Here is a 23,743-nt window from a genome sequence, read left to right as displayed (position 1 = left end):
CATAGCCGGGCCGCACGGTCGCGAACAGAGGCAACGGACAGACTTGATCGACCCGGAGGAGCGCTTAAGGATCGGACATAGAGGAGATTGCGATGCAAGGCATGGGTGAGGGCAGTTGCCCGTTCAGCTTCAACACCGATCCGGCGACATTCAAGGTGGGCGATTCCGTCAGCTATCGGGTCACGGGCAGCCTGGCCGGTTTCCCGTTCGCCGGCGTGTTGCTGGAAGTGCATGACGATCATGTGGTGGTGGCCGGGGACCCCGACGACCCCGCGAGCCGGATGCGCGCGAGCCGGGAAAGCCGCCCGCTGGTCCGTGAAGAGGATGTGTGTTGACGCGACGGCGTTGACGCGGGCGTGCCGTCTGGGCATGACCATCCAAATCCTGCGTGGTCTGCACATTTGACGTTGTCTTCCATTTCCTGGGCCAGAGTAAGGCAGCGCGCAGGCGGCATGGCCTTTGCGCTGGTGCTGAACCTGCTGCTGCTTCTGGCCCTGTTCACCCTGTCTCCGCGGTTCGATCCGCCAAAGCAGGACGATCGCCTGCCCGTGACCTTCGATGTGGAGGCCGGTCCGAAAGCGGACCAGCAGCAGGCTCGCGCCGAAAAGGCGGAAAAGCGCGAACAGGACAAGGCGCGCCCGCAAAAGAGCGCAGAGCCGGTGGTCCGGCCGCCTGTCCCGGTCGAAACGCCGGCTGAGCAGCCGCCATCGCCCTTTCCATTTCTGACCCTGAACCGCGAACAGATGGCGTCGGCCGACATCGGCAACATACCCCGGCGCGCTCAAGGCGCGAACGCCTCCGGACAGGGTGACAGCGCCGCCGTCGCCGGACCGGGTGAAGGTCCGGGCGGTGTCCAGTTGTTCGATGCGGAATGGTATCGGCGCCCGACCCATGCCGAACTGGGTGCTTATATTCCGGCCTCCGCGCCCCCGGACGGCTGGGGTCTCGTCGCCTGCAAGACGATCGATCATTATCATGTCGAAAATTGCCAGGTGATGGGGGAATCGCCCATGGGTTCCGGCTTCGGTCGGGCGGTCCGGCTGGCGGCCTGGCAGTTTCTGGTGCTGCCGCCGCGCGTCAACGGCAAGGTGATGGTCGGAAGCTGGGTACGTATCCGGATCGATTATAGCCGCAAGGTGGTCGACGCGGGCACGGGAAGATAGCGATCAGCGCCCCGTCATCGCGCGCGCGTTGGTCAGAAAGGTGCGGCCGATGCGGATTTCCTCGCCATCGATCAGCGCCGCGAACCAGACCCCGCTGCCGTCGTGGCGCAGCCGGGCGATATGATCCCGGCGCACGATGTGGGATCGGTGCAGGCGCACGAATTGCTGGGGGTCGAGCCGTTCTTCCAGCGAACTGATCGTCTGGTGCAGCAGATAGCTGTGCGTGCCGACATGCAGGCGCATATAATCGCGCTCCGCCTCGATCCGGTCGATCTGGTCGGCGGCGATACGAATGAGTTCCGACCGGTGCGGAACCCAGAATTCCTCCGCCCATTCGGGTTGCGGATCGGCTCGCGGCGCGACATCCGCGGAACCGCGATTGCGCAGCGCCAGTTCGACCCGGTCGATGGCTCTCGCCAGCCGCTCATGAGCGACCGGTTTAAGCATGTAATCGACCGCGGCGAGGTCGAATGCCTCGACCGCGAAACCTTCGAACGCGGTCACGAATATCACCGCAGGCCGAATGCCCAGCCTGCCAATCGCCCGTGCGACGCCAATCCCGTCGAGCAGCGGCATGGCGATATCCAGCATCACGACGTCTGGTTGCAGCGCTTCGATCAGGCGCAACGCGGCCTCGCCGTCGGTGGCGGTTCCGACAAGGGCAATGCGCGGTTCCCGCGCGCACAGCATTTGCAGCCGTTCGATCGCAAGCGGTTCGTCGTCGACGATCATGGTGCGAATGGACATGATGGTTCAGCAGCCCCGACGTGTGATGGGAAGAGAAAGGCGAACGGAAAACCCTCCCTGTTCGCGTGGACCATAGGCGATCTGGCCCATATCGCCAAAACGGGCAGCCAGCCGGTCGCGCACATTGGCAAGGCCGATACCGCTGCCCCCGTCGCTCGCGCTCGGCTGCTTGTCACCATTGTCGGTCACCGTCAGGTGAAGCATACCTTCTTCCCCGCGCGCGCGGATGACGATGGTCACCGGGCTGGAGGTGCGGGACACGCCATATTTGATCGCATTTTCCACCAGCGGCTGAAGAATGAGGCCGGGCACGCACGCGCTCATCAGCGAATCGGGCACATCGATCACCGTGGTTAACCGTTCGGGAAAGCGTACGGCCTCAATATCCAGATAGAGTTTCTGCAGATGCACTTCCTCCGCCAGCGGCATGTCTTCCAACGGGTCGCCGGTCAGGCTGGTGCGATAGAAATTGGATAGCGACATGATCATCTGCTCGGCTTCGTCACGGCGATCCTTCATGACCAGAGAGGAGAGGGAATTGAGCGTATTGAAAAGGAAATGCGGGTTCACCTGATATCGCAGCGATCGAAGTTCGGCCTGCTGCGCGGCGCGTTCCAGCCGGGCTGCACGGCGTTCCGTGCGGTGCGCTTCGCTCGCATAGGACAGGGCGAGGTAGAGGCCGGCCCAAGCCGACAGGAAGAAATAGCGGCTGATCGCGTCTTCCAATATGCCGATGATAATATAGTCGTTCCCGCTCGCCTGCTTCTGCATTTCGGCGTCGGAAAACAGCGTCACCGGATCATAGACGTTGAACATGTAATAATTGGCCACGGCCATCGCGAGCGCGAATGGGGCGGCCAGCGAGAAGGCGGCCACGATGCGGACGAGCAACGGGCGGGTGTCAAACCGCCGAAGCGCCAGATAGAGTATCCATGTGACGATGATCCCGATGATCGCCACGACCATGCGCCGCGCGGCCAGTTCGCCCTGTGCATCAAAACCGATGACGGCGGCGCGCAGGCTGATAAGGGCCGTGTAGAACAACCAGAAACCGAGGATGGAATATAGCGCGATCGCCGGGGACACGCCGCGATCGCCGTCTTCGGAGTTATTTATCATACGTCCTTGTCTACCTATCCCCGTGGGGATTGTCGCCTCGTCTGACGGTAGCTGGTCGAACCGGCCTGCTTGTTGGTCGAACGGACAGCAAGGGAACCGGCCTGTTCGCCGGCCGTTGATCGGGCGATGCGCGAGAAAGACACCATGCGCAAGGAGGATGATATGGACGATAAGACCGCGATTCGCCCGAACAGCCGCGAAGAGGCTGGTGACGAACGGGAAACGGACGATCAGGATCATGCCCTCAGTCGCGACGAAAGCCTGGACGAGGGGCTGAAGGACTCGATGGATGCCTCGGATCCCCCCGCCGCGACCAAGCCTGGCGACAATGGCGATCCGGTGCCTTCTTCGGGATATAAAGAGGACCGGGAATGATGGCCCGTCCCTCAATTTCATGTTAGCTTCGTTATAAACGGAAGAGATAATCACCCGCCGGTTCGAGAGGAGCGCGATACGATGCCGACATCCATTACCCCTGCCGTGGAACGGATCGCGCGCGTCCTCGCCGGACGCTGCATCAGCACCAATGGCGGCGGCGACAATCCGCACGCGGCCAATGCCGTGGACGCTGCCTGGCCCGATCATCTGGATGATGCCTATGCGATACTTCATACTCTGCGCGAACCTGACGCGCAGATGGCCGGCGCGGGCGATGTGACGGTCTGGCGCGCGATGATCGGTGCCGCTCTCGGCGCCGGCGCCGGGGCCTGATCCACTTTACGTCTCGGCGAATGCGGGACGGCGTGGCGTGTCGGAGCGGCTTGCCGGCCGCTATTGAGCCTTGTCATCGATCCGTCGCATTGATCGTAAATTCATGTTGCGCTGCACAACAAATTCTGGTCCGTTGTGAACGGCGATAGAACAGGCGCTTAAGCCTTCGGTAACCATGGCGGGCGCATATTCTGTCGTACGACTTGAAGTCGGAGGGCAAGGATATGGGCACGAGTGCAAGACCGGCTGATGGAGCCGTAACCCTGGCGGAACTGCGGGAGTTCGCGAGTTTTCCGTCGGCCACGCAACGCTACATTCGCCGATCGCTGGACATCGGGCTGCATCGCCGCGATGCGATGAAATTATGGTCGCGCGACATGGTGGAGGAGGCCTCGATACGCGCGCAATCGCGCATCTACGGGCGTCTTGAGGAAATCAAGGCGTGTGTGCCTGACGACAGCGGTCTGGAGCAGGTCGAACCGTTCATGGCGCCGCTGGTCACCATTTCGGCTTTCGACCTGGGGCAGGACCGGCTTGGCAGCTTTTCCGCCTATCGCTTTCTTTATGAGCGACTGCTGGGTGCGGGTGCGCGGCCTTGGCTGCCCGGCGCGTTTTGCGCAGCTGCCAGCCTGCCGCATTTGCATCCCGACAAGCGCCGTGCGCTTCTTCAGTCGATCAGTGAAGCGGCGGCCACGGCGGTCGGATGGTCCAACCGCGAACCGACCTTCTATCCCGAATGGGTCGAGAAGGTCGACATGAGCAAGGCCAACTGAGCCGGCAAAAGGCCGGTCCCTGTGGATATGGCACTAATGGGAAAAGGGCGCGCTGGCTGATTGCCACCGCGCCCTTTTCCATGCCGTTCATCAGGACGGAGCGACACCCGCTGCTTTGGCGCGATCGTGAAAGGCGCGCGAAAGTCCGTGGTACAAACGGTCGCGACAAATGCGCTGCGCCGCGCCGTCGGCGACCAGCGCCGCACCGAGCAGCGGCAGCATGAAGCCGCGGCTGCCCGTTGTTTCGGAAATGATGATGACGGCCGTAAGCGGCGCGCGCACGACTCCGGTAAAATATGCGACCATGCCCAGCAGCACGACTGCGCTCGCCTGCTGTTCGGGGAACATCCAGCGCAGCAAATTCCCGAAGCCGGCCCCGGTCGCCAGCGACGGAGCAAAGATGCCGCCCGGTATGCCCGATATGCTCGTGGCGAGCGTGCTGACGAATTTCGCGGGGGCGAACCACAGGGGCTCCTGCCCGCCGGTAATCAGATGGCGCGCCGGCGCATAGCTGGTGCCCCAGGTCATGCCCGATATAACCCCTATCACCGCGACCAGCATCCCGCAGGCGGCGGCGAATTGGATGGGATGCGCGCGGCTCCAGTCGGTCAGCCGGTTCCTGCTCGTCGCGGCGGCCAGGGCGAGCCTGGCGAAAAGTCCGCCCGATAACCCGCCCAGCACGCCCGCGAACAGGGCGACGACCATGGCCGATCCAAGGGGGAGATGCGCCGCGACCGCGCCGAAATAGACATAGTCGCCTGCCAGGCCCAGGCTGACCATGCCGGAAATGATAACCGCCGTGATCACCAGCAGCGTCATGCGCTGTTCATAGGCGGATGCCAGTTCCTCGATCGCGAAGCTGATTCCGGCAAGCGGTGTGTTGAAGGCGGCGGCGACCCCTGCGGCGCCGCCGGCGATCATGACGGACGTCCGTAAGGGTACTTGCAATATCGCGTGAAACCGCGCCAATATGGCCGCGGAAATCTGCACTGTCGGCCCTTCGCGACCGACAGACGCGCCGACCAGCAGCCCCCCGACGGTCAGCACGACCTTCAGCAGCGCGGTGCGCAGGTCGACCAGCCGCGTACCGATTTGTTCGGGCAGTCGGGTTGCGGCGATCACCTGCGGAATGCCTGAACCGCCCGCATAGGGGGCGTAGGTGCGCGTTACCCATGCGATGCCGGCGAAGCCCGCAGGAGTCAGCAACAGCGGTAGCCACCAGATCGCCTCGACCAGCCGGTCGAAGGCTTCTGATGCCTGATCCGCCGCCGACGCGAAAATGAGCGCGGCGAGACCGACCAGGATCGCGCCGCCCATCAGGGCGAGGCGACGGCGAAAAATGAGCGAGGTTGGCCCGCTGTGGCGGACCAGCGCGCGCACCCGGCGCATCGTCCAGCGGCGGTTACGCCTGCTCATGCAGCAGGCGCCATGTCGTCACGCCGGCGATAGCGGAAGTACCAGACCTTAAGCGCAAACGTTCCATATCTAATTGATATCACAATATAATAACTCGAATAAAGCAGATCTTGGACTGCGAGAGTAAGTACCGGGTAAGCACCGCATAGACGCGGTTGTCGCGAGACGATCCTAGGTCGTGTCAACCGAACGGACAATGGGTTCTCGCTAGGCCGCGATGGAAGCCCTGGCTAAATTTCGACGGCGCGGCGCCTGCGGCCCGGTAGAAACTGCCGTGACCTGCTGCGGCAATCGCGTACCGAAGCTGTCTGACATTAAACGCCATGTGCAGACGGGCTCACGGACGTACCCAAAGTCGGATCAGGTGGCCGGGTATGGAGCAAGTGTGCTGCGGTTCTCATCCACGGCACCGGCTCGGCCAATTCACAAAGAATAGCTGCGGAGAGCGTGAGGGGCGGCCACACGTTCTGCAACCGGGGCCGATCGTCGTGGCTACCGTAGGGTCTCTTAGATCAAGGCTCCTTAGGCACATAGAACTGCCTTAACCCATCCGGCGCCGTCATCCGATGCGGAATAGCATAGCCTCTTATGATTCCGATCCGATGCGCCCTGCCAGAATTCTGCCGACCGCGGAGCCACCGCCATGACTTTCCATGCGCTCAGTACATGGTGGGGGTTCTTGTCAAACAATGACTGCGCATCATGAAGCCGATCCGCCAATTCGGCCGGATGGAGGGGCTGGCTTTGCATGGAGGCCATCGCGATGACCCTTGCACTCATCGGGCGTTCCAGGAAGTCCGCGGCGCACTCCCGGTCGGGCAGCGGAACGGCACGCCCCCGGATGCGCACCTGCCTGCCCAGTTGCGCCCAGTAGAAAGTGAGGGCGCTCTCCGGATTGGCAAGAAGCTGCCGGCCTTTCGGGCTGTCGATATGCGTTGCGAAATGCCAGCCGCGTTCGTCGACATTCTTGAGGATGAGCATTCGAGCGTCCGCCCGACCGTCCGCGTCAACGGTTGAAAGCGTCATCGCATGGGGTTCCTTGATCCCGCCGGCAATCGCGTCCCCCAGCCAATCCAGAAACGCCTGCTGCGGCGTATCCGGGAAGGTGCTGAAATCGACCGGCGGAAAGGGACCCTTCAGGCTCGGGAGGCTGCGAAGCATGTCCCGCACGTGACCATTTGCGTCCGGCGTCATGCGACGCGGCGCCCACAGACATGGGTTTCCACCGGGACCGGCTGTCCGTTGATCATCGTCACCCGCACGAAATCCGCCCGTAGGCCCGGAGCGACGGCGCCGCGATCCGTCAGGCCGACCCTCTGTGCGGGTGAAAGGGAGATGGTCCGTACCGCACGGGGCAGATCCCACCCCTCGATTCCGGCCAGAGTGAAAGCCCCGAGGAGCAGGCTGGCCGGCACATAGTCCGACGAAAGGATGTCGAGGCAGCCGGCCTCTGCCAGTTCGAGCGCCGATACATTGCCGGAATGTGATCCGCCCCGGACGACATTGGGGCCGCCCATGATGGTCGAGATCCCACGCTCATGCGCGGCGCGAGCGGCAGCGAGCGTCGTTGGAAATTCCGAAAGGGCGATGCCTTCGATCACGGCCTGCTCGACATGATCGATATCCGTGTCATCATGGCTGGCGACCGCAATCCCCAGCGTAGCGCAACGCTCCACGATCGCCTGCCTATGAGGGGTAGAAAATCTCTCTTGCTCCTCGCGCATTTCCACCAGCACGGTCTCGATCTGAGCATCGGCGATCTTCCCGTGCCGTTCATGATAGCGCCGCCATTGCGCATGATTGCGCCATTGCCGTTGCCCGGGCGTATGATCCATGACCGAGGCCAACTGTAATCGGGGGTGGCTCGCTAGGGCGTCGAAAGCATCGACCACATCGGCCGCGGCCACCTCGCATCTCAGGTGAAGATAGTGGTCGGCCCGCAAATGCCCGGCCAGTTGCTCCAGCACTTTCGCGCAGGCCCCTTGCACCTCCCGGCCGCGCACGCCCTGGTCGCGGCTGCCGACGGCGAGCGCGTCGAACACCGTTGTAATACCGGCGGCGGCGACATCGACGTCATGCATTACGAGGGCTGCCTGGGCGTTCCAGAGGACGCCCGGACGCGGCATCAGGTGCTTTTCGAGGTTGTCGGTGTGCAGTTCGACAAAGCCCGGCAGCAGATAGTCGCCGCCCCAGTCCATCGCATCCGGAGCCGTGCTGGAGCCGGTCGAAATATCTGAAATCCGGCCGCCATCACATTGTAGTGTTCCAATGAAGACCTCGTCAGGTGTGACAATTTTAGCATTGGTGATCAACATCGATAGCCTCGTCGCAATGAGGTGAAGACAAGACAAGCAGCGTTCAGGCCGCTTGCAGTGGGAACAGCCGGGTGGCGACGCGATCCCGCGTTTCCTCGTCGTGGAAAATGCCCATGATCGCGGTCCCCTTGTTCCGCCGCTCCAGGATCAACTCGCTGACGATCGCGCTGTTAGCGGCGTCCAGCGAAGCTGTGGGCTCATCGAGTAGGAGGATGGGGTGATCGGCGATCAGGCCGCGGGCGATATTGATTCGCTGCTGCTCGCCGCCGGAAAAGGTAGCGGGAGGTAGAGCCCAGAGTTTTTGCGGGATGGCGAGGCGCTCCAGCAATTCGGCGGCGCGGCGCAGGGCCACCGCTTCTTTCACCCCCAGCTCGACAAGCGGGCTCGCGACCAATGCTTGCGCCCCCACGCGCGGGATCGCCCGCAGGAATTGGCTGACGTAGCCGATCGTGTCTTTTCGCAGGGCGATGATTTCGCGCGGGTCGGCTCCCGTGACGGTCACGGTGCCTCGTTTCTGGTCGCGGATTGAGACAGTGCCGCAGGTGGCCAGATAATTGCCGTAGATGCAGCGTAGCAATGTGCTCTTGCCTGCCCCGGACGGGCCGGTCAGCGCGACGCACTCGCCGGCGCGCAGTTGAAACGACACCGCGCGCAGTGCCGTGATCCGCGTCGCGGATTGGGCATGGATGGTGAAACTCTTGGACAGGCCGGAAACGTCTATCATGACGTCCGGAGCCAATCTGTTTCCGGCCGTCTCCGCGACATCGAATTGCATGGTCAACATAGGATTCCTCACACGGGAAGGACGGAGGAAACAAGCATCTGCGTATAGGGCTGCTGGGGATCGTCCAGCACCTGGTCGGTCAGGCCAGTTTCAATGATGCGCCCCCGACGCATGACGAGAAGGCGATGGGCCAGCAGCCTCGCCACGCCGATGTCGTGCGTGACGATCAGGATGGCGATGCCCAATTGAGACGTCAGCGTCCGCAGGAGATCGAGCAGCCTCGCCTGGACCGACACGTCCAGACCCGCCGTCGGCTCGTCCATGAACAGCAGCCGGGGACCCGTCACCAGATTACGCGCGATCTGAAGGCGCTGCTGCATACCGCCGGAAAAATCGCGCGGCAGATCGTCTACACGGCCATGGTCGAGTTCAACCTTTCGCATCCAGTCGATGGCCGTATCGCGCAATGCTCCATAATGACGCGCGCCGTTCGCCATCAACCGTTCACTGATGTTCGCGCCCGCCGACACATCGCGGAGCAGGCCGTCGCGGGGATTCTGTCGCACGAACCCCCATTCCGTCCGCATCAGACGGCGGCGATCAATTTCGGAGGCAAGTCCCAGGTCGATCCGCGCGCCGTCGTCCGTCCGATAGTACAAACTCCCTGCATCCGGCCGCAATTGCAGAGATAGCAGGTTGAGCAGGGTGGTCTTCCCCGAGCCCGATTCCCCCACGATGCAAGTCACTTCGCCGGGATGGAGATCGATGTCGATCTGAGCGCAACCATTCTTGCCGTCGAACATTCTGGTCAACCCGCGACCGCTGAGAAGGGCGGTCATGGCATGGCCTCCTGATGCCGGACGTGAGCGGGCTGGGTCGCCCGCCGCTGCGCGCAATAGTCGCTGTCAGAGCAGATATGTTGCCGGTTGCCACGGTCATCAACGGTCATCTCCTCCAGGAAGCTGTCCGGCGCGCCGCACAGCGCGCAGGATTCGTCCCACGGCTGAATCGTGAACGGATGATCGTCGAAATCCAGGCTGCGAACGGAAGTGAAGGGCGGAATGGCGTAGATGCGCCGCTCCCGCCCGGCGCCGAACAATTGCAAGGCTGGATTCATATGGAGTTTCGGATTGTCGAACTTGGGGATGGGGGAAGGCGACGCCAGATAACGACCGTTCACGATCACCGGATAGTCGAACGCCATCGCCACGCTGCCATGCTGGGCGATGTCTTCGTACAGCTTGACGTTGATAAGCCCATAGTCGCCGAAGGCATGCATATTGGCGCGCTCGGTTCCGCGCGGCTCCAGCCGGGAGACCGGATCGGGCAGCGGCACCTGATAGATCAGGATCTGGTCCGCGCGAAGCGGCGTTTCGGGGATACGATGGCGCGTCTGGATCAGCGTCGCCTCCTGAACCAAAGTGGTCGTGGCCACATCGGTCATTCTTTCGAAGAAGCTGCGGATGTTGACCGCATTCGTCGTGTCGTCGGCCCCCTGATCGATCACCTTCAGGACATCCCGCGGTCCGATTAGGGCGGCGGTCAGCTGAATGCCCCCGGTGCCCCAGCCGTAGGGAAGCGGCATCTCCCGCGCCGCGAACGGCACCTGATAGCCGGGTATCGCCACCGCCTTCAGTAGGGCGCGGCGGATCATCCGCTTGGTCTGTTCATCCAGATAGGCGAAATTATAGTCGCCATTGCGGAAGACGGCGTCATTCTTGGATGGCAAGGTCACGGTCTCGTTCCACTGGCAAGGGGATTTCATCGGTCGCGTCGGCGCGATGAGCGTTTGCTTGAAAGCGTCGCAGCAATTCGACCTCCACCTGGAAATCGACATAGTGGGGCAGTTTGAGGTGCTGAACGAAACCGGACGCTTCGACATTGTCACTATGCAGCAGCATGAATTCGGGATCCTGCGCAGGCGATGTGATCGTCTCGCCCAGCTCCTCCGAACACAGCGCCCGGTCGACCAGCGCCATAGCGATCGCCTTGCGTTCCGAATGGCCGAAGGCAAGGCCATAGCCCTGCGTGAAGGCCAGTGGATGATCGGGGCTGCTGTGAAACTGGTTGATGGTCTGGCATTCGGTGACAGCGAGGTCTCCGATATCGATGACAGCGCCGTCCAGTTCGTCGACGCTAACCTCCACGCTCACCGTGCCGAAGCGCAGTTCGCCGGTGAAGGGGTGGTTGCCGCCATAGCCGCGCTGGGTGGCATAGGCCATCGCGAGCAGAAAGCCTTCATCCCCACGGGCGAGGTTCTGCAGGCGCGTGGGGCGTTCGGCAGGCAGATGTAAGGGCTCGAGCGCGAGGTCGACCGGATCGGGCGCGTCGGCCGGTGCCTCCTCCTGCGCGATCAGGCCGCGTTGCTCCAGCAGGTCGTACACGCGGGCCAGTCGGGCCGGGGACAGCGAGATGGCATCATCATCACCCCCGGCTATCGCCGGTAGCACCGTATCGCCACCATCGGCCAGCAGGGAGAAATCCAGCAGCCTTTGCGTGAAATCATGAGTCGCCCCCAGAAACTGGCCGCCCGGAACGTCCTTGAAGATCGCGGATATCCGCCGTTGGACCGCCATCGCGCCGACATCCAACGGTGCGGAATAGCCGAAGCGCGGCAACGTTGTGCGATAGGCGCGCAGCAGGAAGATCGCCTCGACCAGATCGCCCGCGGCCTGCTTGATCGCCAGCGCTGCCAGTTCCTCGTCATAGAGCGATCCTTCGGTCATCACTCGCGCCACCGCCAGACGCAATTGCTCGCGAATCTGGGAGACGGACAGTTCGGCGAGCCGGCTGTCGCCGCGCCGTTGCTTCTCAAGCAGACGCCGGGACGCCTCGATGGCTTTTTCGCCGCCTTTTACCGCAACATACATCAGATCTTCTCCGCGACGGTAGTGCGTGGCAGCCCCATGAGCTGCGAACCGCAGGTGAGGTAACAATCGACGCCGCGAGGAAAGAGCGATGCGATAGCCGCGCGCTGCGTCCAGAAATCATCGGGCAGGCCGGAAGGCGCGATCAAAATGCTGTTGTCGATGCCGGGGCCGCTGAGCCGATATTCCGCGCCATCCGAAAAGGCGGAAACCGAAAGGAAGAGCGTCACCGCCTGCTCGGGCGAGTGGACGCTGCCGAGTGGACAGTCCGTGAGGCCCGGCGCATCCCGCCAATCGCCGATATAGGCGAATGCCGCATGGTCGGGATGGTCGAGTATCGGCGAACCGGTATGGAAACGAAGCGATGAAGCCAGCGCTTCGTTCGCCGCGGGCAGGAAAATCGGAGTCCCATGGTCGGCCAGAGCGAGGAATGCGGCATAGGCCGCAAGGTCGGTCGCGGGCGGGACGCATAGGCCCATTTCCGGCAGGTCCTGAACCAGGCCGGGCCGCGCCAAGGCGAAGAGCAGGCAGCGGGAAACTCGCTGCGCATCCAGCACGGGATTGGCGAACCCCGGCATCACGGCGGCCATGTCGATCGTGGAGTGCATTTATTCGCCTCGCGTCATGACGGAAAATTCGACCCGCGTTGCCGCTGTATCCGCCGCAGCTTCGGCGCGGCGTGCCGCCTGTGCCCGCTGGAGCGGAGCAATATGCTCTTCGTAGAGGCGCTCATGTAGCGTTGGCAGTTGCAGCAGCGCATCCAGCAGGGCAACGATCTCCGCCCGGTCCCGGTCGCGCCCTAGGATGCGCGCTATGCCGATGATGGGGCCGCCGCCGCATTCCAGCCGCAGGGTAGCGCGGCTCACGGTCACATCACCAAGGTTGAAAGCGCGCCCGGTGGAGCCGATGCGTCCGCGCACCGTCACCAGCCCGGTTTCCGGCGTGCGGAGAAATTCATAGGAATAGGCGAGCCGGCTTATCATCTCATCCCGCAGGACGACCTCCATTTCGTCCTGCGAAGCTCGCGCAAGCACCGAGAGACATGTGCCTCGCCGGTCGGCCGCTCTTTCGGCACAAAATTGCATCTTAGCTCCATCTCTCTGCCCAGGGGGTGCTGCTTCAATATGAGATAGACATCTATACGAGTAGATGATGATTGACTAGAGGGAAAATTCACTTCATCAGGATGCAAACGAAAAACAGGTGCGTATTGATGGCGATCGGGGATCAGAACGAAAGGCAGGAACTGCTGGAACGCGGCGGTGGGATCGCCGTATGGCGGCAGATCGAAGAGGCGCTGGCAAAGGATATAAAGGACAAGCGTTTTGCGGGCGGTGAACGGTTGCCCAGCGAGACGGAGTTGGCGGAGCGGTTCGACGTCAATCGCCACACGGTCCGCCGCGCCATGCTTGGCCTGGCCGCCACCGGGCTGGTCAGGGTGGAGCAGGGACGCGGCACTTTCGTGCAATCGGGCGTTATTGATTATGCTATCGGCAAGCGGACTCGCTTTACCGAGAATCTGAACCAACAAGATCAGACTGCAGTTGGCATTACCTTGCGGGCACATAGCCTCAAGGCAGAACCGGACATCGCTGCCCATCTTGAATTGCCCCGCGGCGCTTTGGTCTATCAGATGGAAGTGCTGAACAAGGTCGATGATGTGGCCCTTGCCTATGCCGTCAACTACTATCCCGCCGCCCGCTTCCCCGACCTGCCGGTGATGATCGAGCGTGCGGGCGGCTTCACCGCGGCTATGAAAAACTACGGGGTGGAGGATTATTATCGCAAATGGAGCCGGATCGGCGGCGAACTTGCCGATTCCGTGGCGGTGCGGCATCTTTCGATGAATAAACAGCAGGCCATATTGCGCGTCGAGAATCTCGACGTCGATTTTGAAGGGGTGCCGATCAAATATGGCACCACCTATTTCGCCGCCGATCGCGTTCAGCTTCTGGTCGAAAATGACGATGCGCCCACCAAGTCCGGCTGACTGTGGCGAGCGGGATGTGAGCCGCGCGCGCTTTGCTCTATATTATGCGCCGCCTAGTACATCCGCATGGTGGGCGGCCGGCTGCTCCTGGCTGGGGCGTGATCCTGAAACGGGTGAGCCCGTTTCCCCGCCGGAGGGAGTCGAGGTTGCCCGGATCACGGGCATGGCGGCCCGTTACGGGTGGCACGGCACGATCTGTCCGCCATTCCAGCTGGGGGAAGGGTTGACGCCCGCGCACCTGCTGACAACCGTGCAGCTGCTTGCGAACAGCATCGCGCCTTTCGATCTTGCAGTTGCACCGACCTGGTTCCGGGGCTTCATCGCCCTTCGCCCTGCTCTCGGTGATGGCGACGATTGGATGGGGACCATCGCGTCCCAGGCGTTGCAGAGATTGTTCCCGCTGCGCAGGCCGCTGTCTCCGTCAGAAACGGAGCGCCGCCGGACGCCGGAGCTGACTAAACGACAAGGCGAATTGCTGACACGCTGGGGCTACCCCTATGTGCTGGACGAGTTTCTGTTCCACATGACATTGACCGACCCCGTTGCCGACCCCGAGGAGGTGCGGGCGCTGATCGGCTGGTGGCAGAAGCAATGTGATCGCCTGGGACCGGTGCCTTTCGACAATCTGGCGCTGTTCGTTGAACGCGAGCCGGATGAGCCGTTTATGCTCTGGACTCGTATTCCGTTGCTCGCGGGCGTGAGTGCGTGATGGCCGGGACGCTTTTCTACGTCATCGGGCCGTCGGGATCAGGCAAGGATTCGCTGATCAATTACGCTCGCCGGAAAAATATCGACGGACGTATCCTTTTCGCCCACCGATATATCACGCGCCCCACCGGCGGCCATGAAAACCATGTGGTGCTAAGCGATGCCGAATTTGCGCGACGTTCCGCGCTGGGTTTCTTCGCGCTGGAATGGGCGAGCCATTCACTCCATTACGGCATCGGCGTCGAAATAGACTTATGGCTCGCCACTGGCAGTTCCGTGGTAGTCAACGGTTCGCGCAGCTACCTAGCGACTGCATTGAAGCGATATCCGGAGCTGCGGATCATCGTGATCGACACCGATCCCGCGATCCTGAAAGCTCGCCTGACCGCGCGCGGCCGTGAAGGCTCGTCCGAGATCGAGAAGCGCATCACAATCAATCGCTCATGGCGTCCGCCCGCGGGTGCCCACCTCGTCACGATCGACAATTCCGGCGATTTGCCCGCTGCCGGAGAGCGGATTTTGAGAGCTTTTCAATAATCTCACCCGGCATTGCGTCCCCGAGGTCGCAATGCCGGGGCAAGGCCATCCTAAAACCTCACGTTGATCTCGCCGCCGAACATGCGCGGATCGTTGAAGAAGCCGCTGGTGCCGGACGAGACTGTGAGCGCGCGATAAAATGCATGTTGCTCGTTGAAGAGGTTGCGCACCCACAGCGCAGCGGTCAGCGTCGCGCCGGAATCGCGCATCGCTATGTCCGCGATGGCCAGCCGGGCATTGACGATGAAGGATTTCTCGCCCTTGGGTTGCATGACGTTGCGGGCATCGCCCGGGCCATAGTATAGTGGATTTACGAAGGCGGCATAGAAGCCGGAGTCGTAATTGGCGTCGATGTGGAAGCGCGTGGTGGCGTCGCCCAACCGATGTTCATAGTCCACGGCCCCGCTGATGGCATGTTTGGGCGTATAGACGGAATAGATCTGTACGGGCGTGGTAATAATCGTGCCGGACGACCCTTGGGGAAACGGGTTCACCGTCGGCGGGATGTGCGGGTCGGTATAGGCATAGCTGCCCGAAAGCGTCAGTCCCCTCACCGGCGCCAGGGTCAGGTCCGCTTCCACCCCCCGTACACGGCCGGTCCCCGGCGCGTTGATCGTCTCTATCGTGGTACGCGTCGTATATACCCGCTGGCCGTTGATGATCTGCTCATAATTGGCCTGGAAATCCACCTGGATGTCCTTGTAGGCCCCGGCATAGGCCGCCAGGTTCAACCGGCCGCGCCGGTCCCAGAACTCGGTCTTTGCGCCGATCTCGAACACTGAAAGCGACTCCGGATCGAATGCGAGATAGGGCAGCGACCGCGAATTGGCGCCGCCCGATTTATAGCCCGTGCTCCACTTCGCATAGAGATGCACGTCGTCCGTTGCATCATAGGCAAGGGTGACCATCGGATCGACCCGCGACCATGCCGCATCCAGAACGCGCGGCGCGGTAACGCCGTTCACTGTGGGCGTCTTGCCGTTCACGATGAACAATTCGCCCTTCTTCTCATCCCGGGTCCAGCGCAACCCTCCTGTCAGGTGCAGCCTTTCGTCCAGCATGGACGGCGTGTAGGTCGCCTGGCCGAACAGGCCGATGCTGGTGGTGGTAACGTGACTCGCCCGGTCGAGGGGCTGTGCATCCAGATCGTAGGGCAGGATCGTGTAGCTGCTGCCGCTTGCGTCCAGAAATTTGTTGGTGGGCAGGGTCTGCGCATTATCCTGCACCTTTTCCCGATACCACATGGCCCCGGCGACATATTTCAGCCCCGGAATCTCGCCGATCAGGTCGATTTCCTGGCTGGCCTGCTTCTGATGGACCTGGGCGAGGCTGTAGCGGCTGAATGTCATGTCGCTGAACCTGCCGCCATTGTTGCTCATCGTGATCGCGGCTGACCCATTGTCATATTGGCTCTGGCGCAAGTCGCGATAGGCGCTGATCGACTTGAGGGTCAGCACGGTCGCCAACTGCCATTCCAAGGTCAGGCGATAGCCGTTGGTCTTGCCGATGCTCGGCTGTTGGGGAACGCCGACGTTGGCCGTGTCCGCGCGGCTTGGCTGGACCGTGCCCAGCGCTGCCTGGATGTTCGATCCCGGAGCCAGCAATTGCTGGTACAGCGGGGTAGATGCGTCATAGGAATGATCGAAGGCGGCATCGACAGTGAGACCAGGGGCCGCCCGCCACAGCGCTTCGACGTGCACGCCGCGCTTGTCGTAGAAGTTGAAGCCATAAGCGCCGTCCAGGGGATTCTTCACCACAGCGTCGCGATGGGCGATGACACCGTCCAGCTTCAGGCTGATATTATGGAACGCCGGCAGATCGATATGAGCTTCGGTCTTGTAACTGCCGTAATTGCCTATTCCGGCAGTGCCGTTGACGTGGAACTCGCCACTAGGCTTCTTGGTGGTGATGTTCACCGCGCCGCCTTCGGTGTTGCGTCCGAACAGTGTGCCCTGCGGGCCCTTGAGCACCTCGATATTCTCGATGTCGAACAGGGCAGTGCCTAATCCCTGAGCGCGGCCCATGTAGACGCCATCGACATAGATGCCCACGCCTTGGTCACGTGCAGGCTGGTTGACGTCGAAAAGCACCCCCACGCCGCGAATATTCACGATCAGCGCCGAACTTCGTGAATAGAAAGGCGCGATCCGCAGCGACGGGACCGAGCCGTCCGTCAGGTCCTGGAGCGAAGTGATATGGCGACTGGCCAGGTCCGCCCCCGACAGGACCGAAATCGCCGTCGGCGTGGCCTGAAGGTTTTGCGGTCGCTTCTCGCCGGTAACGATAATGTCGCCCAGCGCCTCGCCGTCCCTGTTGGCAGGGGCGGGCGCCGACTCGGCCGCCAACGCCGGCGCGGTCGCGACAGCCAGCGCTGCGAAACCGGAAAAGATTGTACCTCTCAGATATCGCCGGGAAGCGATCGTGTGCCGTCTGTGCATTGTCTAGGCCCCGTTTGACTGTCTGGTGGAGGCGGTGGCTCCCGCCGTGCCCGCCTCTAAGGATGGAACATTACACAGATGTGACGACGTCTAGATGTTTATCCATTATGAATATTATTATACAGACGTCTATACAATGACATCAAAGTGTCACGATTTGGGCCTACGAGTCTCCTATGTGGGCCAAGTCCTCTTTGCCCGCGCCTTTTCATCGATTGGCAAGTTCGTGATGGACGCGATACATATTGAGAATCTGAACAAAACCGTGGCCCGCGGCCGTAAGTTGCTGGACGGAATCGATCTGCGGGTCGCGCCCGGCGAAATGGTTGCGATCATCGGCGCCTCAGGCAGCGGCAAATCGACGCTGCTGCGGCATATAGCGGGATTCGTCACCGGCGACGCAGGATCCAACGTGCGGGTTTATCGGCAATCGGTCCAAATCGACGGCCGGATAGCCCGCAACGTGCGGAGCATAAGGCGAGACGTCGGTTTTGTGTTCCAGCAGTTCAACCTGGTCGGTCGTTTGTCGCTGGAAACCAATGTCCTGCTGGGCTGTCTTGCCAGATTGCCCTTGTGGCGGCGACTGCTCGGCCTCTTTCCGGAGCGCGAGCGGGCATTGGCCGTGACGGCGATGACGGAGGTGGGGATGGCGACCCATGCGGCCCAGCGCGCCGATGACCTGTCCGGCGGGCAGCAGCAGCGCGCTGCGATCGCGCGCGTGCTAGTTCAGCAGGCGCGGTTGCTGCTGGCGGACGAGCCAATCGCATCGCTCGACCCAAGGTCGGCTGTGCGGGTGCTGGAACTTATGCGCCAATTGAACACCGCTCATGATATGACCGTTCTGGTGTCGCTTCACCAGATCGACATGGCGCGGCAATTCTGCCCCCGAATCGTCGCACTCAGTCAGGGCAGAATCGTTTATGACGGTCCTGGGTCGGGCCTTTCAGACGATGATCTGACCGCGCTCTACGAGGGGCGGGCCATTTCGGTTGCGAAGGCCGCAGCGTGAAACGGACCATCCTCCTGATTCTAAGCCTAGTCCTTGCAAGCTGCTCGTCGGAGCCGCAGCAGCAGATCAATATCGGCATCATGTCCACGGACTCCTCCCTCGTCCTCAAGGAAAGATGGGAGCCGGTCTTTGCTGACCTACGCCGCCGGACCGGGCTGAAGGTCGATGCCTTTTACGCGCCCAATTACGCGGGCATCGTGCAGGCCATGCGCTTCAACAAGGTGCAAGTTGCGTTTCTGGGCGGCATGTCGGCGCTGGAAGCCACCCAGCGCGCCGATGGCGAAGTTTTCGCCAAAGTAGTCGAAGCGGATGGCCGTGCGGGCTACAATGCGGTCCTCATCACCCGAGCCGGCAACAGGCTCCGTTCGGCCGATGATGTCCTGCGGCAGGCGCGCAATCTGACTTTCGCCATCGGTGACGCCAATTCCACTTCTGGCACGCTGGCGCCGGTCCATTATCTGTTCTCGAGCCCGGGCCAGGATTACAGGGGCCGGTTCAAGCTGCTGGTCAGCGCCGGTCATCAAGCCAATATCCTGGCCGTCGTCAATCGCCAGGTCGATGTTGCGACGAGCAGCACCCAGATGCTGTCCGTCCTGCGCACCTCCCATCCTGATCAGTTCAGGAAGATCAAGGTGATCTGGACCTCGCCCCTCATCCCCTCGGCCATGATGGTTTACCGTCGGGATTTGCCGGAAGCTACCAAGGCTTCGCTGCGCACTTTTTTCCTCAGCTATGGCGAATCCGATCCCCATGAAAAGAAGGTGCTGGCGGGGCTGGTCACGATAACCGGCTTCACGAAGCCAGCGAGCGGGGACCTGGATTTCATCAAAAACCTGTCCACCGGGCGCCGCTAGGAAGAGTAGAACATGTCCGAACTCCGTTCTTCTGAAGCAGTTTTGGCCCATAGGCGCCACTCCCTTTACACTCTTCTACCCGTGCTGATCATCCTTTCCCTTCTCGCCGCGACCTGGCGAGGAGCGGACATTCGGCCGATGGACCTGTTCCAGGGGCAGGACGGCATGCGGGAATTCGCTCGCGGGTTCTTTCCACCCGACTATTCCGAATGGCGGCAGTATGTCCATGAAATGTACATCACGCTTTCGATCGCCTTGTGGGGCACTCTCCTGGCGATATTGGCGGCCATTCCGCTCGGCCTGTTGTCCGCACAGAATGTCGCTCCCGCCTGGGTGGTCCAGCCCGTCCGGCGCCTGATGGACACTTTGCGGGCGATCAACGAGATGGTCTTTGCAATGCTGTTCATCGTCGCGGTTGGCCTTGGCCCCTTTGCCGGGGTGCTGGCGCTATGGGTCCATACCTCCGGCGTGCTGGCTAAATTATTTGCCGAGTCCGTGGAGGCGATCGACCCCAGGCCAAGGGAAGGCATCCGAGCCACCGGCGCGGCGCAGATTGATGAAATTCGCTACGCGATCATCCCGCAGGTGTTGTCGCTGTGGATATCGTTTGCGATCTATCGCTTCGAATCGAACGTCCGGTCTGCCATGGTCGTGGGGATGGTGGGAGCAGGCGGAATCGGTGTCATGCTCCATGAATCGATACAGTCCTTCAACTTCGCCCAATCCGCCGCCATCCTACTCATCATCGTTTTGACCAGCAGTTTTCTGGATATCTGCTCCTCATTTCTACGAAATGGGATCAGCTAGAGCGGTTTCCGTTCATTCTGGCTCATAGCAGCACGACTACAACTCTCACCGGCCCTACTCGGGCCTGGACAACATGACCCCCGCCGAGATGGCGGCCAAAGCAGTCGGCAAACCGGGTTGGGGGTTAACCCCCAACCCGGTTGTCATCACGCCCAAGCACAGGCACAATCATGCAGCATCGACTAAGGCACCTTGCGGAGAGAAAGCGTCATGGCTGTTCTCCCGCTGGAACCCGATCCAGGAAACCGATCACCCGGATGATCGCGCCAGCATGGTCCAGTTCGACGACATCGGTTCCTGCAATCGGTGCGTCGCCCGTTGCCGGACCCAATTCCCAGGAAAACCGAGCGCATTCGCCGGACGTGTCGCTCGACCCAACACGCCGAAACCGAAATTCGGGAAACCGGGCCTGAACACCGGCGACAAGCCCCGAGAGTTCAGGTCGGCCCTTGGCCTGCATCAAGGGATCACGATACTCTATTTCGGCGCTCCACGACCGCCGGAGCATAGCCTGGCGCTGGGCCTTATCGGTTTCGTTCCAGAGGTCGATATAGGTGTCGGCGATTGTCTCACTATCCATCTTCGTCATCTCCGTTTTTGAGATGAACAAAGATGGCAAGGACTGCGCCGCAATGCGATTACGTCGGGGGTAATAGTTTTGTCGGTGCAACCGGTGTAGTTTTACGCCATGCAGGAAACCCGATCCTTTGGGGAACTCGTCCGGTTTTGGCGCAAAGCCAGGAACCTCAGCCAATTGCACCTCGCCGCGGACGCGGAAATCGCGCAGCGCCATCTGAGCTTTCTCGAAAGCGGGCGCTCCAACCCGTCCAAATCAATGGTGCTGCGGCTCGTAGAGCAACTGCAACTGCCTCTGCGTGACCGCAATACAATGCTGCTGGCAGCAGGTTTTGCGCCGGTCTACGACGAGTTCGACTGGAACGATGGCGAGGTACAGCCAGTTCGCGACCTCATCGAACAATTTCTGGAGCGCCATGCTCCATTCCCGTCTCTGGCATTTGACAGGCACTGGAACATCCAGTTCGCAAACAGCGCAGTCCAACCCTTGCTTGCGGGTGTTTCCAGGAACTTGTTGCGATCACCCATCAACATCATCGAACTGAGCCTGTCACCGGACGGTCTGGCGCCGGGAATCGTGAACTTCGCCGAATGGTCGGGCCACCTGCTAAGGCGGCTCGAAGTTCAGATGCAGCGCACGCAGGACCCCAAAATTGCAGAACTGATCCGGCGCGCACGGGCTTTTGGCGCGCGAAGCATGAATGGCTCTGCCTCCGGGCCCGAACTCATCCTTCCCTTGCGGTTGCGCGTTGGAGACCGGACACTGTCCCTTTTCTCCACGACCACGATTTTCGGCAGCGCAGGAGAAGTCCTGTTGTCAGAACTTACGATCGAGGCTTTCGTGCCGGCGGATCAGGAGACCGCTGCCCTGCTGCTGGCCCAGAGGCCGGTGTCGGGCGCGCAAGGCAATTGCAGGAACCGCGCCCACTCGGGTGCGCATTCTGGAGGATAGCTGCGCGAAGTGGAAAAGCCACGTCAAGCCGGAAACAGGCTCACGCAGGATGAGAGCGGCCACGTTGATGTGGCAACAGTCAATCGGCGCCGGCGTCCGAAGTATCGCATTTGCGGCCTCACCAAAGGCGCATGCTGCGGTAGCGGCCAGGAGTATGGTTATCGCAGGGTGGTAATCGGCGGGTCTGGAATGTCAGTATCGCGAGTGTCGCAACACATCGCGAGCGTCAGGCACCTCCTTGATCCAACGTTGCCGCGTTTGAAGTTTCCGAATAGGTCGCGAGCTCCGTTAGCGCCGCAGTTATTGACCAGCGCTCGGCAGTCCGGTAGCCTATATTTTATGTTCGAGATTGTGAAAACCGCCTGACGTCCCGGCTTGATCGGGCTCGCTGACAACCACTCTGATTTCATCGGGGTGAAGTTTGTCGTGTGCGCGTTTCTCTTCCACGAGCTTATCTATGAACATTTCCAGAGCCGAGCAGCGCGTGCTTCACGCGCTCGCACAGGGTGGCTGTATTAGTCGTCTGTACGACGGTCGAGGCCGGATCGCTGAGGTGCTGTGTTTCACGCGCGATGGCCATGTCCTCTCTGACTGCGACCTTGCCGTCTTCAACAAGTTGCGGCGCAAGCGGCTGATCGAGTCGAAAGCCTCCAGCCCCTATCGCATCTCCCACGCCGGGCGCCGGTCAGTGCGTTCACAATTAGACAACAGGTAGAAAAGATCATGTTGATACGAGAAGAACTACCGCAAGAGCACGCCGCCATCGCTGATGTGACGGCAAAAGCCTTCGCCAACATGGAACATAGTGACCAGACTGAGCCCGCGATCATTGCAAAGTTGCGGAAGGCCGGAGCGCTGTCACTATCTCTGGTCAGCATCGACGGAGGCGATGTCGTAGGGCATGCCGCTTTCTCATCAGTTACAATCGACGAGGCAGACCACGGGTGGTTTGGGCTGGGCCCGGTGTCGGTTCGGCCTGAACGGCAAGGCCAAGGTATCGGCGGTTTGCTCATCCGGCAGGGTCTGAGTGAATTGCGTGCGAGAGGCGCGGGCGGGTGCGTCGTCCTGGGTGATCCGGCCTACTATCAACGGTTCGGCTTTGAGAACGACGAAGCACTGCATTATGTTGATGCACCGTCGCAGTTCTTCATGCGCGTAAGTTTCGTCGATAAAGTGCCAGCAGGTCGGGTGCGATATCATCCTGCATTCGGAGGCGGCAGTGGGCAGTGAGCATTGTCCCACTACACACCCTAGGTAGTCCGTTCAGCAACCCTAGGCGTCCCTACCGGAATACCTTTCACCAACTTCGAACGGCAGGGCGGCAGTGCATAGGCCGCCGGCGACGTTCTATTGAACAGTCCACTCGGACAGACGGCGGTCGCAGTTAATGTCACATCGTTGTAAGCAAGCACAGAATTTCCCGTCTATGGACGTTCTGGCAATTCGTTCTATTGTGGGCGGAATGAATCTGACCTTCCGCCGCGCAAGTCCGGATGATGCGCCCGCCTTGACCGCATTGATGCATAGCTCAGCCGCCTACCAGGGCGACTATGCGCGTATTCTTGACGGCTATGCGGTCACGCCGACACAAATCGCGACTGACATCGTGATGCTGGTCGAGGCGGAAGGGGTGACGGTTGGTTTCTATAGCCTTGTCACTGGCGTTGATTCTGAACTCGATCTGATGTTCGTGGCCGATACCGCACAGGGCATCGGGCTGGGGCGGAGACTGTTCGACCATATGCGGCAGGTCGCAGCGGAGCGGGGAATCGCGGCTATCAAGATCGTCTCGCATCCACCTTCGGTCGGATTTTATCTGCGCATGGGAGCGAAGGCAGTAGGGATGAAGCCAGCTGAAGGCGACAAGATTACTTGGGATCGGCCGGTGTTGCGGCTGCCAATCAGCTAATGCAAGTTTGGCGAACCATACGGCATTGGTCACCTAGGCTCAGGACTCATTGATCGAGCCAGAAGATGACGGTTGCGGCGATGCAGATAGCGGACATGAAGGTGTGCGCGCAGCGATCGTAGCGGGTG

Annotated in this window: 28 protein-coding genes; 15 read left to right on the top strand and 13 right to left on the bottom strand. The window is 61.3% G+C overall.

What is annotated here, in order from left to right:
- Positions 1-92: 92 nt before the first annotated feature.
- Positions 93-335 (top strand): hypothetical protein, encoded by a 243-nt coding sequence (locus J3E64_RS10605; RefSeq protein WP_253342725.1) that lies wholly within the window; start codon positions 93-95, stop codon positions 333-335.
- Positions 336-452: 117 nt separating this feature from the next.
- The gene (locus J3E64_RS10600) at positions 453-1,163 is read left to right on the top strand and encodes a hypothetical protein (protein ID WP_253342724.1); all 711 of its coding nucleotides are present in this window, start codon (positions 453-455) and stop codon (positions 1,161-1,163) included.
- Positions 1,164-1,166: 3 nt separating this feature from the next.
- On the opposite strand, the gene J3E64_RS10595 is transcribed toward J3E64_RS10600, so the two are convergent.
- Both J3E64_RS10595 and J3E64_RS10590 read right to left on the bottom strand, forming a co-directional pair.
- Positions 1,167-1,910, bottom strand: coding sequence for a LytTR family DNA-binding domain-containing protein (locus tag J3E64_RS10595; protein WP_253342723.1), 744 nt, complete (start codon positions 1,908-1,910; stop codon positions 1,167-1,169).
- A 6-nt stretch (positions 1,911-1,916) separates the two neighbouring features.
- Positions 1,917-3,029, bottom strand: a complete 1,113-nt coding sequence (locus J3E64_RS10590) for a sensor histidine kinase (RefSeq protein WP_253342722.1) — start codon at positions 3,027-3,029, stop codon at positions 1,917-1,919.
- A 162-nt stretch (positions 3,030-3,191) separates the two neighbouring features.
- On the opposite strand from J3E64_RS10590, the gene J3E64_RS10585 reads away from it, so the two are divergent.
- The 3 genes from J3E64_RS10585 (at position 3,192) to J3E64_RS10575 (ending at position 4,513) form a co-directional block, all read left to right on the top strand.
- Positions 3,192-3,404, top strand: a complete 213-nt coding sequence (locus J3E64_RS10585; protein ID WP_253342721.1) for a hypothetical protein — start codon at positions 3,192-3,194, stop codon at positions 3,402-3,404.
- Between the two features lie 81 nt (positions 3,405-3,485).
- The gene (locus J3E64_RS10580; protein WP_253342720.1) at positions 3,486-3,740 is read left to right on the top strand and encodes a hypothetical protein; all 255 of its coding nucleotides are present in this window, start codon (positions 3,486-3,488) and stop codon (positions 3,738-3,740) included.
- A gap of 224 nt (positions 3,741-3,964) precedes the next feature.
- The gene (locus J3E64_RS10575; protein WP_253342719.1) at positions 3,965-4,513 is read left to right on the top strand and encodes a hypothetical protein; all 549 of its coding nucleotides are present in this window, start codon (positions 3,965-3,967) and stop codon (positions 4,511-4,513) included.
- Positions 4,514-4,603: 90 nt separating this feature from the next.
- On the opposite strand, the gene J3E64_RS10570 is transcribed toward J3E64_RS10575, so the two are convergent.
- The 9 genes from J3E64_RS10570 to phnG form a co-directional block, all read right to left on the bottom strand.
- Positions 4,604-5,929 (bottom strand): chloride channel protein, encoded by a 1,326-nt coding sequence (locus J3E64_RS10570; RefSeq protein WP_253342718.1) that lies wholly within the window; start codon positions 5,927-5,929, stop codon positions 4,604-4,606.
- Between the two features lie 522 nt (positions 5,930-6,451).
- Positions 6,452-7,090 (bottom strand): pyridoxal 5'-phosphate synthase, encoded by a 639-nt coding sequence (locus J3E64_RS10565; protein WP_253342717.1) that lies wholly within the window; start codon positions 7,088-7,090, stop codon positions 6,452-6,454.
- Between the two features lie 29 nt (positions 7,091-7,119).
- Positions 7,120-8,244 (bottom strand): alpha-D-ribose 1-methylphosphonate 5-triphosphate diphosphatase, encoded by a 1,125-nt coding sequence (locus J3E64_RS10560; protein WP_253342716.1) that lies wholly within the window; start codon positions 8,242-8,244, stop codon positions 7,120-7,122.
- 43 nt (positions 8,245-8,287) lie between these two features.
- Entirely contained in the window at positions 8,288-9,019 is a 732-nt protein-coding gene (gene phnL, locus J3E64_RS10555) for a phosphonate C-P lyase system protein PhnL (RefSeq protein WP_253342715.1), read from the bottom strand.
- 17 nt (positions 9,020-9,036) lie between these two features.
- Complete coding sequence (gene phnK, locus J3E64_RS10550) at positions 9,037-9,807, bottom strand: phosphonate C-P lyase system protein PhnK (RefSeq protein WP_253342714.1); 771 nt, start codon at positions 9,805-9,807, stop codon at positions 9,037-9,039.
- Complete coding sequence (locus J3E64_RS10545) at positions 9,804-10,703, bottom strand: alpha-D-ribose 1-methylphosphonate 5-phosphate C-P-lyase PhnJ (protein WP_367398624.1); 900 nt, start codon at positions 10,701-10,703, stop codon at positions 9,804-9,806. The genes phnK and J3E64_RS10545 overlap by 4 nt, the downstream gene beginning before the upstream one ends.
- Positions 10,681-11,838, bottom strand: coding sequence for a carbon-phosphorus lyase complex subunit PhnI (locus J3E64_RS10540; RefSeq protein ID WP_253342713.1), 1,158 nt, complete (start codon positions 11,836-11,838; stop codon positions 10,681-10,683). The genes J3E64_RS10545 and J3E64_RS10540 overlap by 23 nt, the downstream gene beginning before the upstream one ends.
- Positions 11,838-12,443: a phosphonate C-P lyase system protein PhnH gene (gene phnH / locus J3E64_RS10535; RefSeq protein ID WP_253342712.1), complete on the bottom strand. Its 606-nt coding sequence runs from the start codon at positions 12,441-12,443 to the stop codon at positions 11,838-11,840. Before phnH ends, J3E64_RS10540 begins: the two co-directional genes overlap by 1 nt.
- Complete coding sequence (gene phnG, locus J3E64_RS10530) at positions 12,444-12,920, bottom strand: phosphonate C-P lyase system protein PhnG (RefSeq protein ID WP_301287240.1); 477 nt, start codon at positions 12,918-12,920, stop codon at positions 12,444-12,446.
- A 128-nt stretch (positions 12,921-13,048) separates the two neighbouring features.
- Here phnG and phnF point away from each other — a divergent pair, with 128 nt between their 5' ends.
- The 3 genes from phnF to phnN all read left to right on the top strand — a co-directional run bounded on the left by phnF (position 13,049) and on the right by phnN (position 15,070).
- Positions 13,049-13,825, top strand: a complete 777-nt coding sequence (gene phnF / locus J3E64_RS10525) for a phosphonate metabolism transcriptional regulator PhnF (RefSeq protein WP_253342710.1) — start codon at positions 13,049-13,051, stop codon at positions 13,823-13,825.
- Between the two features lie 163 nt (positions 13,826-13,988).
- Positions 13,989-14,534 carry a DUF1045 domain-containing protein gene (locus tag J3E64_RS10520; protein WP_253342709.1) on the top strand — a complete coding sequence of 182 codons (546 nt, stop codon included), beginning with the start codon at positions 13,989-13,991 and terminating at the stop codon, positions 14,532-14,534.
- A complete protein-coding gene (gene phnN, locus J3E64_RS10515) occupies positions 14,534-15,070 on the top strand; it encodes a phosphonate metabolism protein/1,5-bisphosphokinase (PRPP-forming) PhnN (RefSeq protein ID WP_253342708.1) in 537 nt (178 codons plus the stop codon). Before J3E64_RS10520 ends, phnN begins: the two co-directional genes overlap by 1 nt.
- Positions 15,071-15,120: 50 nt before the next feature.
- Here the strand turns inward: phnN and J3E64_RS10510 are convergent, their stop codons facing one another.
- Positions 15,121-17,508, bottom strand: a complete 2,388-nt coding sequence (locus J3E64_RS10510) for a TonB-dependent receptor (RefSeq protein ID WP_253342707.1) — start codon at positions 17,506-17,508, stop codon at positions 15,121-15,123.
- Positions 17,509-17,737: 229 nt separating this feature from the next.
- Between J3E64_RS10510 and phnC the strand changes: the two genes are divergently transcribed.
- Genes phnC through phnE form a run of 3 tightly spaced genes read left to right on the top strand, consistent with a single transcriptional unit; the run spans position 17,738 to position 20,178 of the window.
- Positions 17,738-18,517, top strand: coding sequence for a phosphonate ABC transporter ATP-binding protein (gene phnC / locus J3E64_RS10505; RefSeq protein ID WP_253342706.1), 780 nt, complete (start codon positions 17,738-17,740; stop codon positions 18,515-18,517).
- A complete protein-coding gene (phnD, locus tag J3E64_RS10500) occupies positions 18,514-19,371 on the top strand; it encodes a phosphate/phosphite/phosphonate ABC transporter substrate-binding protein (protein WP_253342705.1) in 858 nt (285 codons plus the stop codon). Before phnC ends, phnD begins: the two co-directional genes overlap by 4 nt.
- 12 nt (positions 19,372-19,383) lie before the next feature.
- Positions 19,384-20,178 (top strand): phosphonate ABC transporter, permease protein PhnE, encoded by a 795-nt coding sequence (gene phnE, locus J3E64_RS10495; RefSeq protein WP_253342704.1) that lies wholly within the window; start codon positions 19,384-19,386, stop codon positions 20,176-20,178.
- Between the two features lie 208 nt (positions 20,179-20,386).
- Here the strand turns inward: phnE and J3E64_RS10490 are convergent, their stop codons facing one another.
- Complete coding sequence (locus J3E64_RS10490; protein ID WP_253342703.1) at positions 20,387-20,971, bottom strand: nuclear transport factor 2 family protein; 585 nt, start codon at positions 20,969-20,971, stop codon at positions 20,387-20,389.
- On the opposite strand from J3E64_RS10490, the gene J3E64_RS10485 reads away from it, so the two are divergent.
- The 4 genes from J3E64_RS10485 (at position 20,933) to J3E64_RS10470 (ending at position 23,615) form a co-directional block, all read left to right on the top strand.
- Positions 20,933-21,706, top strand: coding sequence for a helix-turn-helix transcriptional regulator (locus tag J3E64_RS10485; RefSeq protein WP_253342702.1), 774 nt, complete (start codon positions 20,933-20,935; stop codon positions 21,704-21,706). The two genes, J3E64_RS10490 and J3E64_RS10485, sit on opposite strands and share 39 nt — an antisense overlap.
- A 457-nt stretch (positions 21,707-22,163) precedes the next feature.
- The gene (locus J3E64_RS10480; protein ID WP_253342701.1) at positions 22,164-22,421 is read left to right on the top strand and encodes a YjhX family toxin; all 258 of its coding nucleotides are present in this window, start codon (positions 22,164-22,166) and stop codon (positions 22,419-22,421) included.
- 8 nt (positions 22,422-22,429) lie between these two features.
- Entirely contained in the window at positions 22,430-22,936 is a 507-nt protein-coding gene (locus J3E64_RS10475; protein ID WP_253342700.1) for a GNAT family N-acetyltransferase, read from the top strand.
- Positions 22,937-23,132: 196 nt separating this feature from the next.
- On the top strand, positions 23,133-23,615 hold the full coding sequence (locus J3E64_RS10470; protein WP_253342699.1) for a GNAT family N-acetyltransferase: 483 nt from the start codon (positions 23,133-23,135) through the stop codon (positions 23,613-23,615).
- Positions 23,616-23,743 lie beyond the last annotated feature (128 nt).

Origin of the sequence: Sphingobium sp. OAS761 (assembly GCF_024168485.1) — a bacterium.
Taxonomy (GTDB): domain Bacteria; phylum Pseudomonadota; class Alphaproteobacteria; order Sphingomonadales; family Sphingomonadaceae; genus Sphingobium.
The sequence above is the reverse complement of the archived record's forward strand: the minus strand, read 5'-3'. Positions and strand labels throughout refer to the sequence as shown.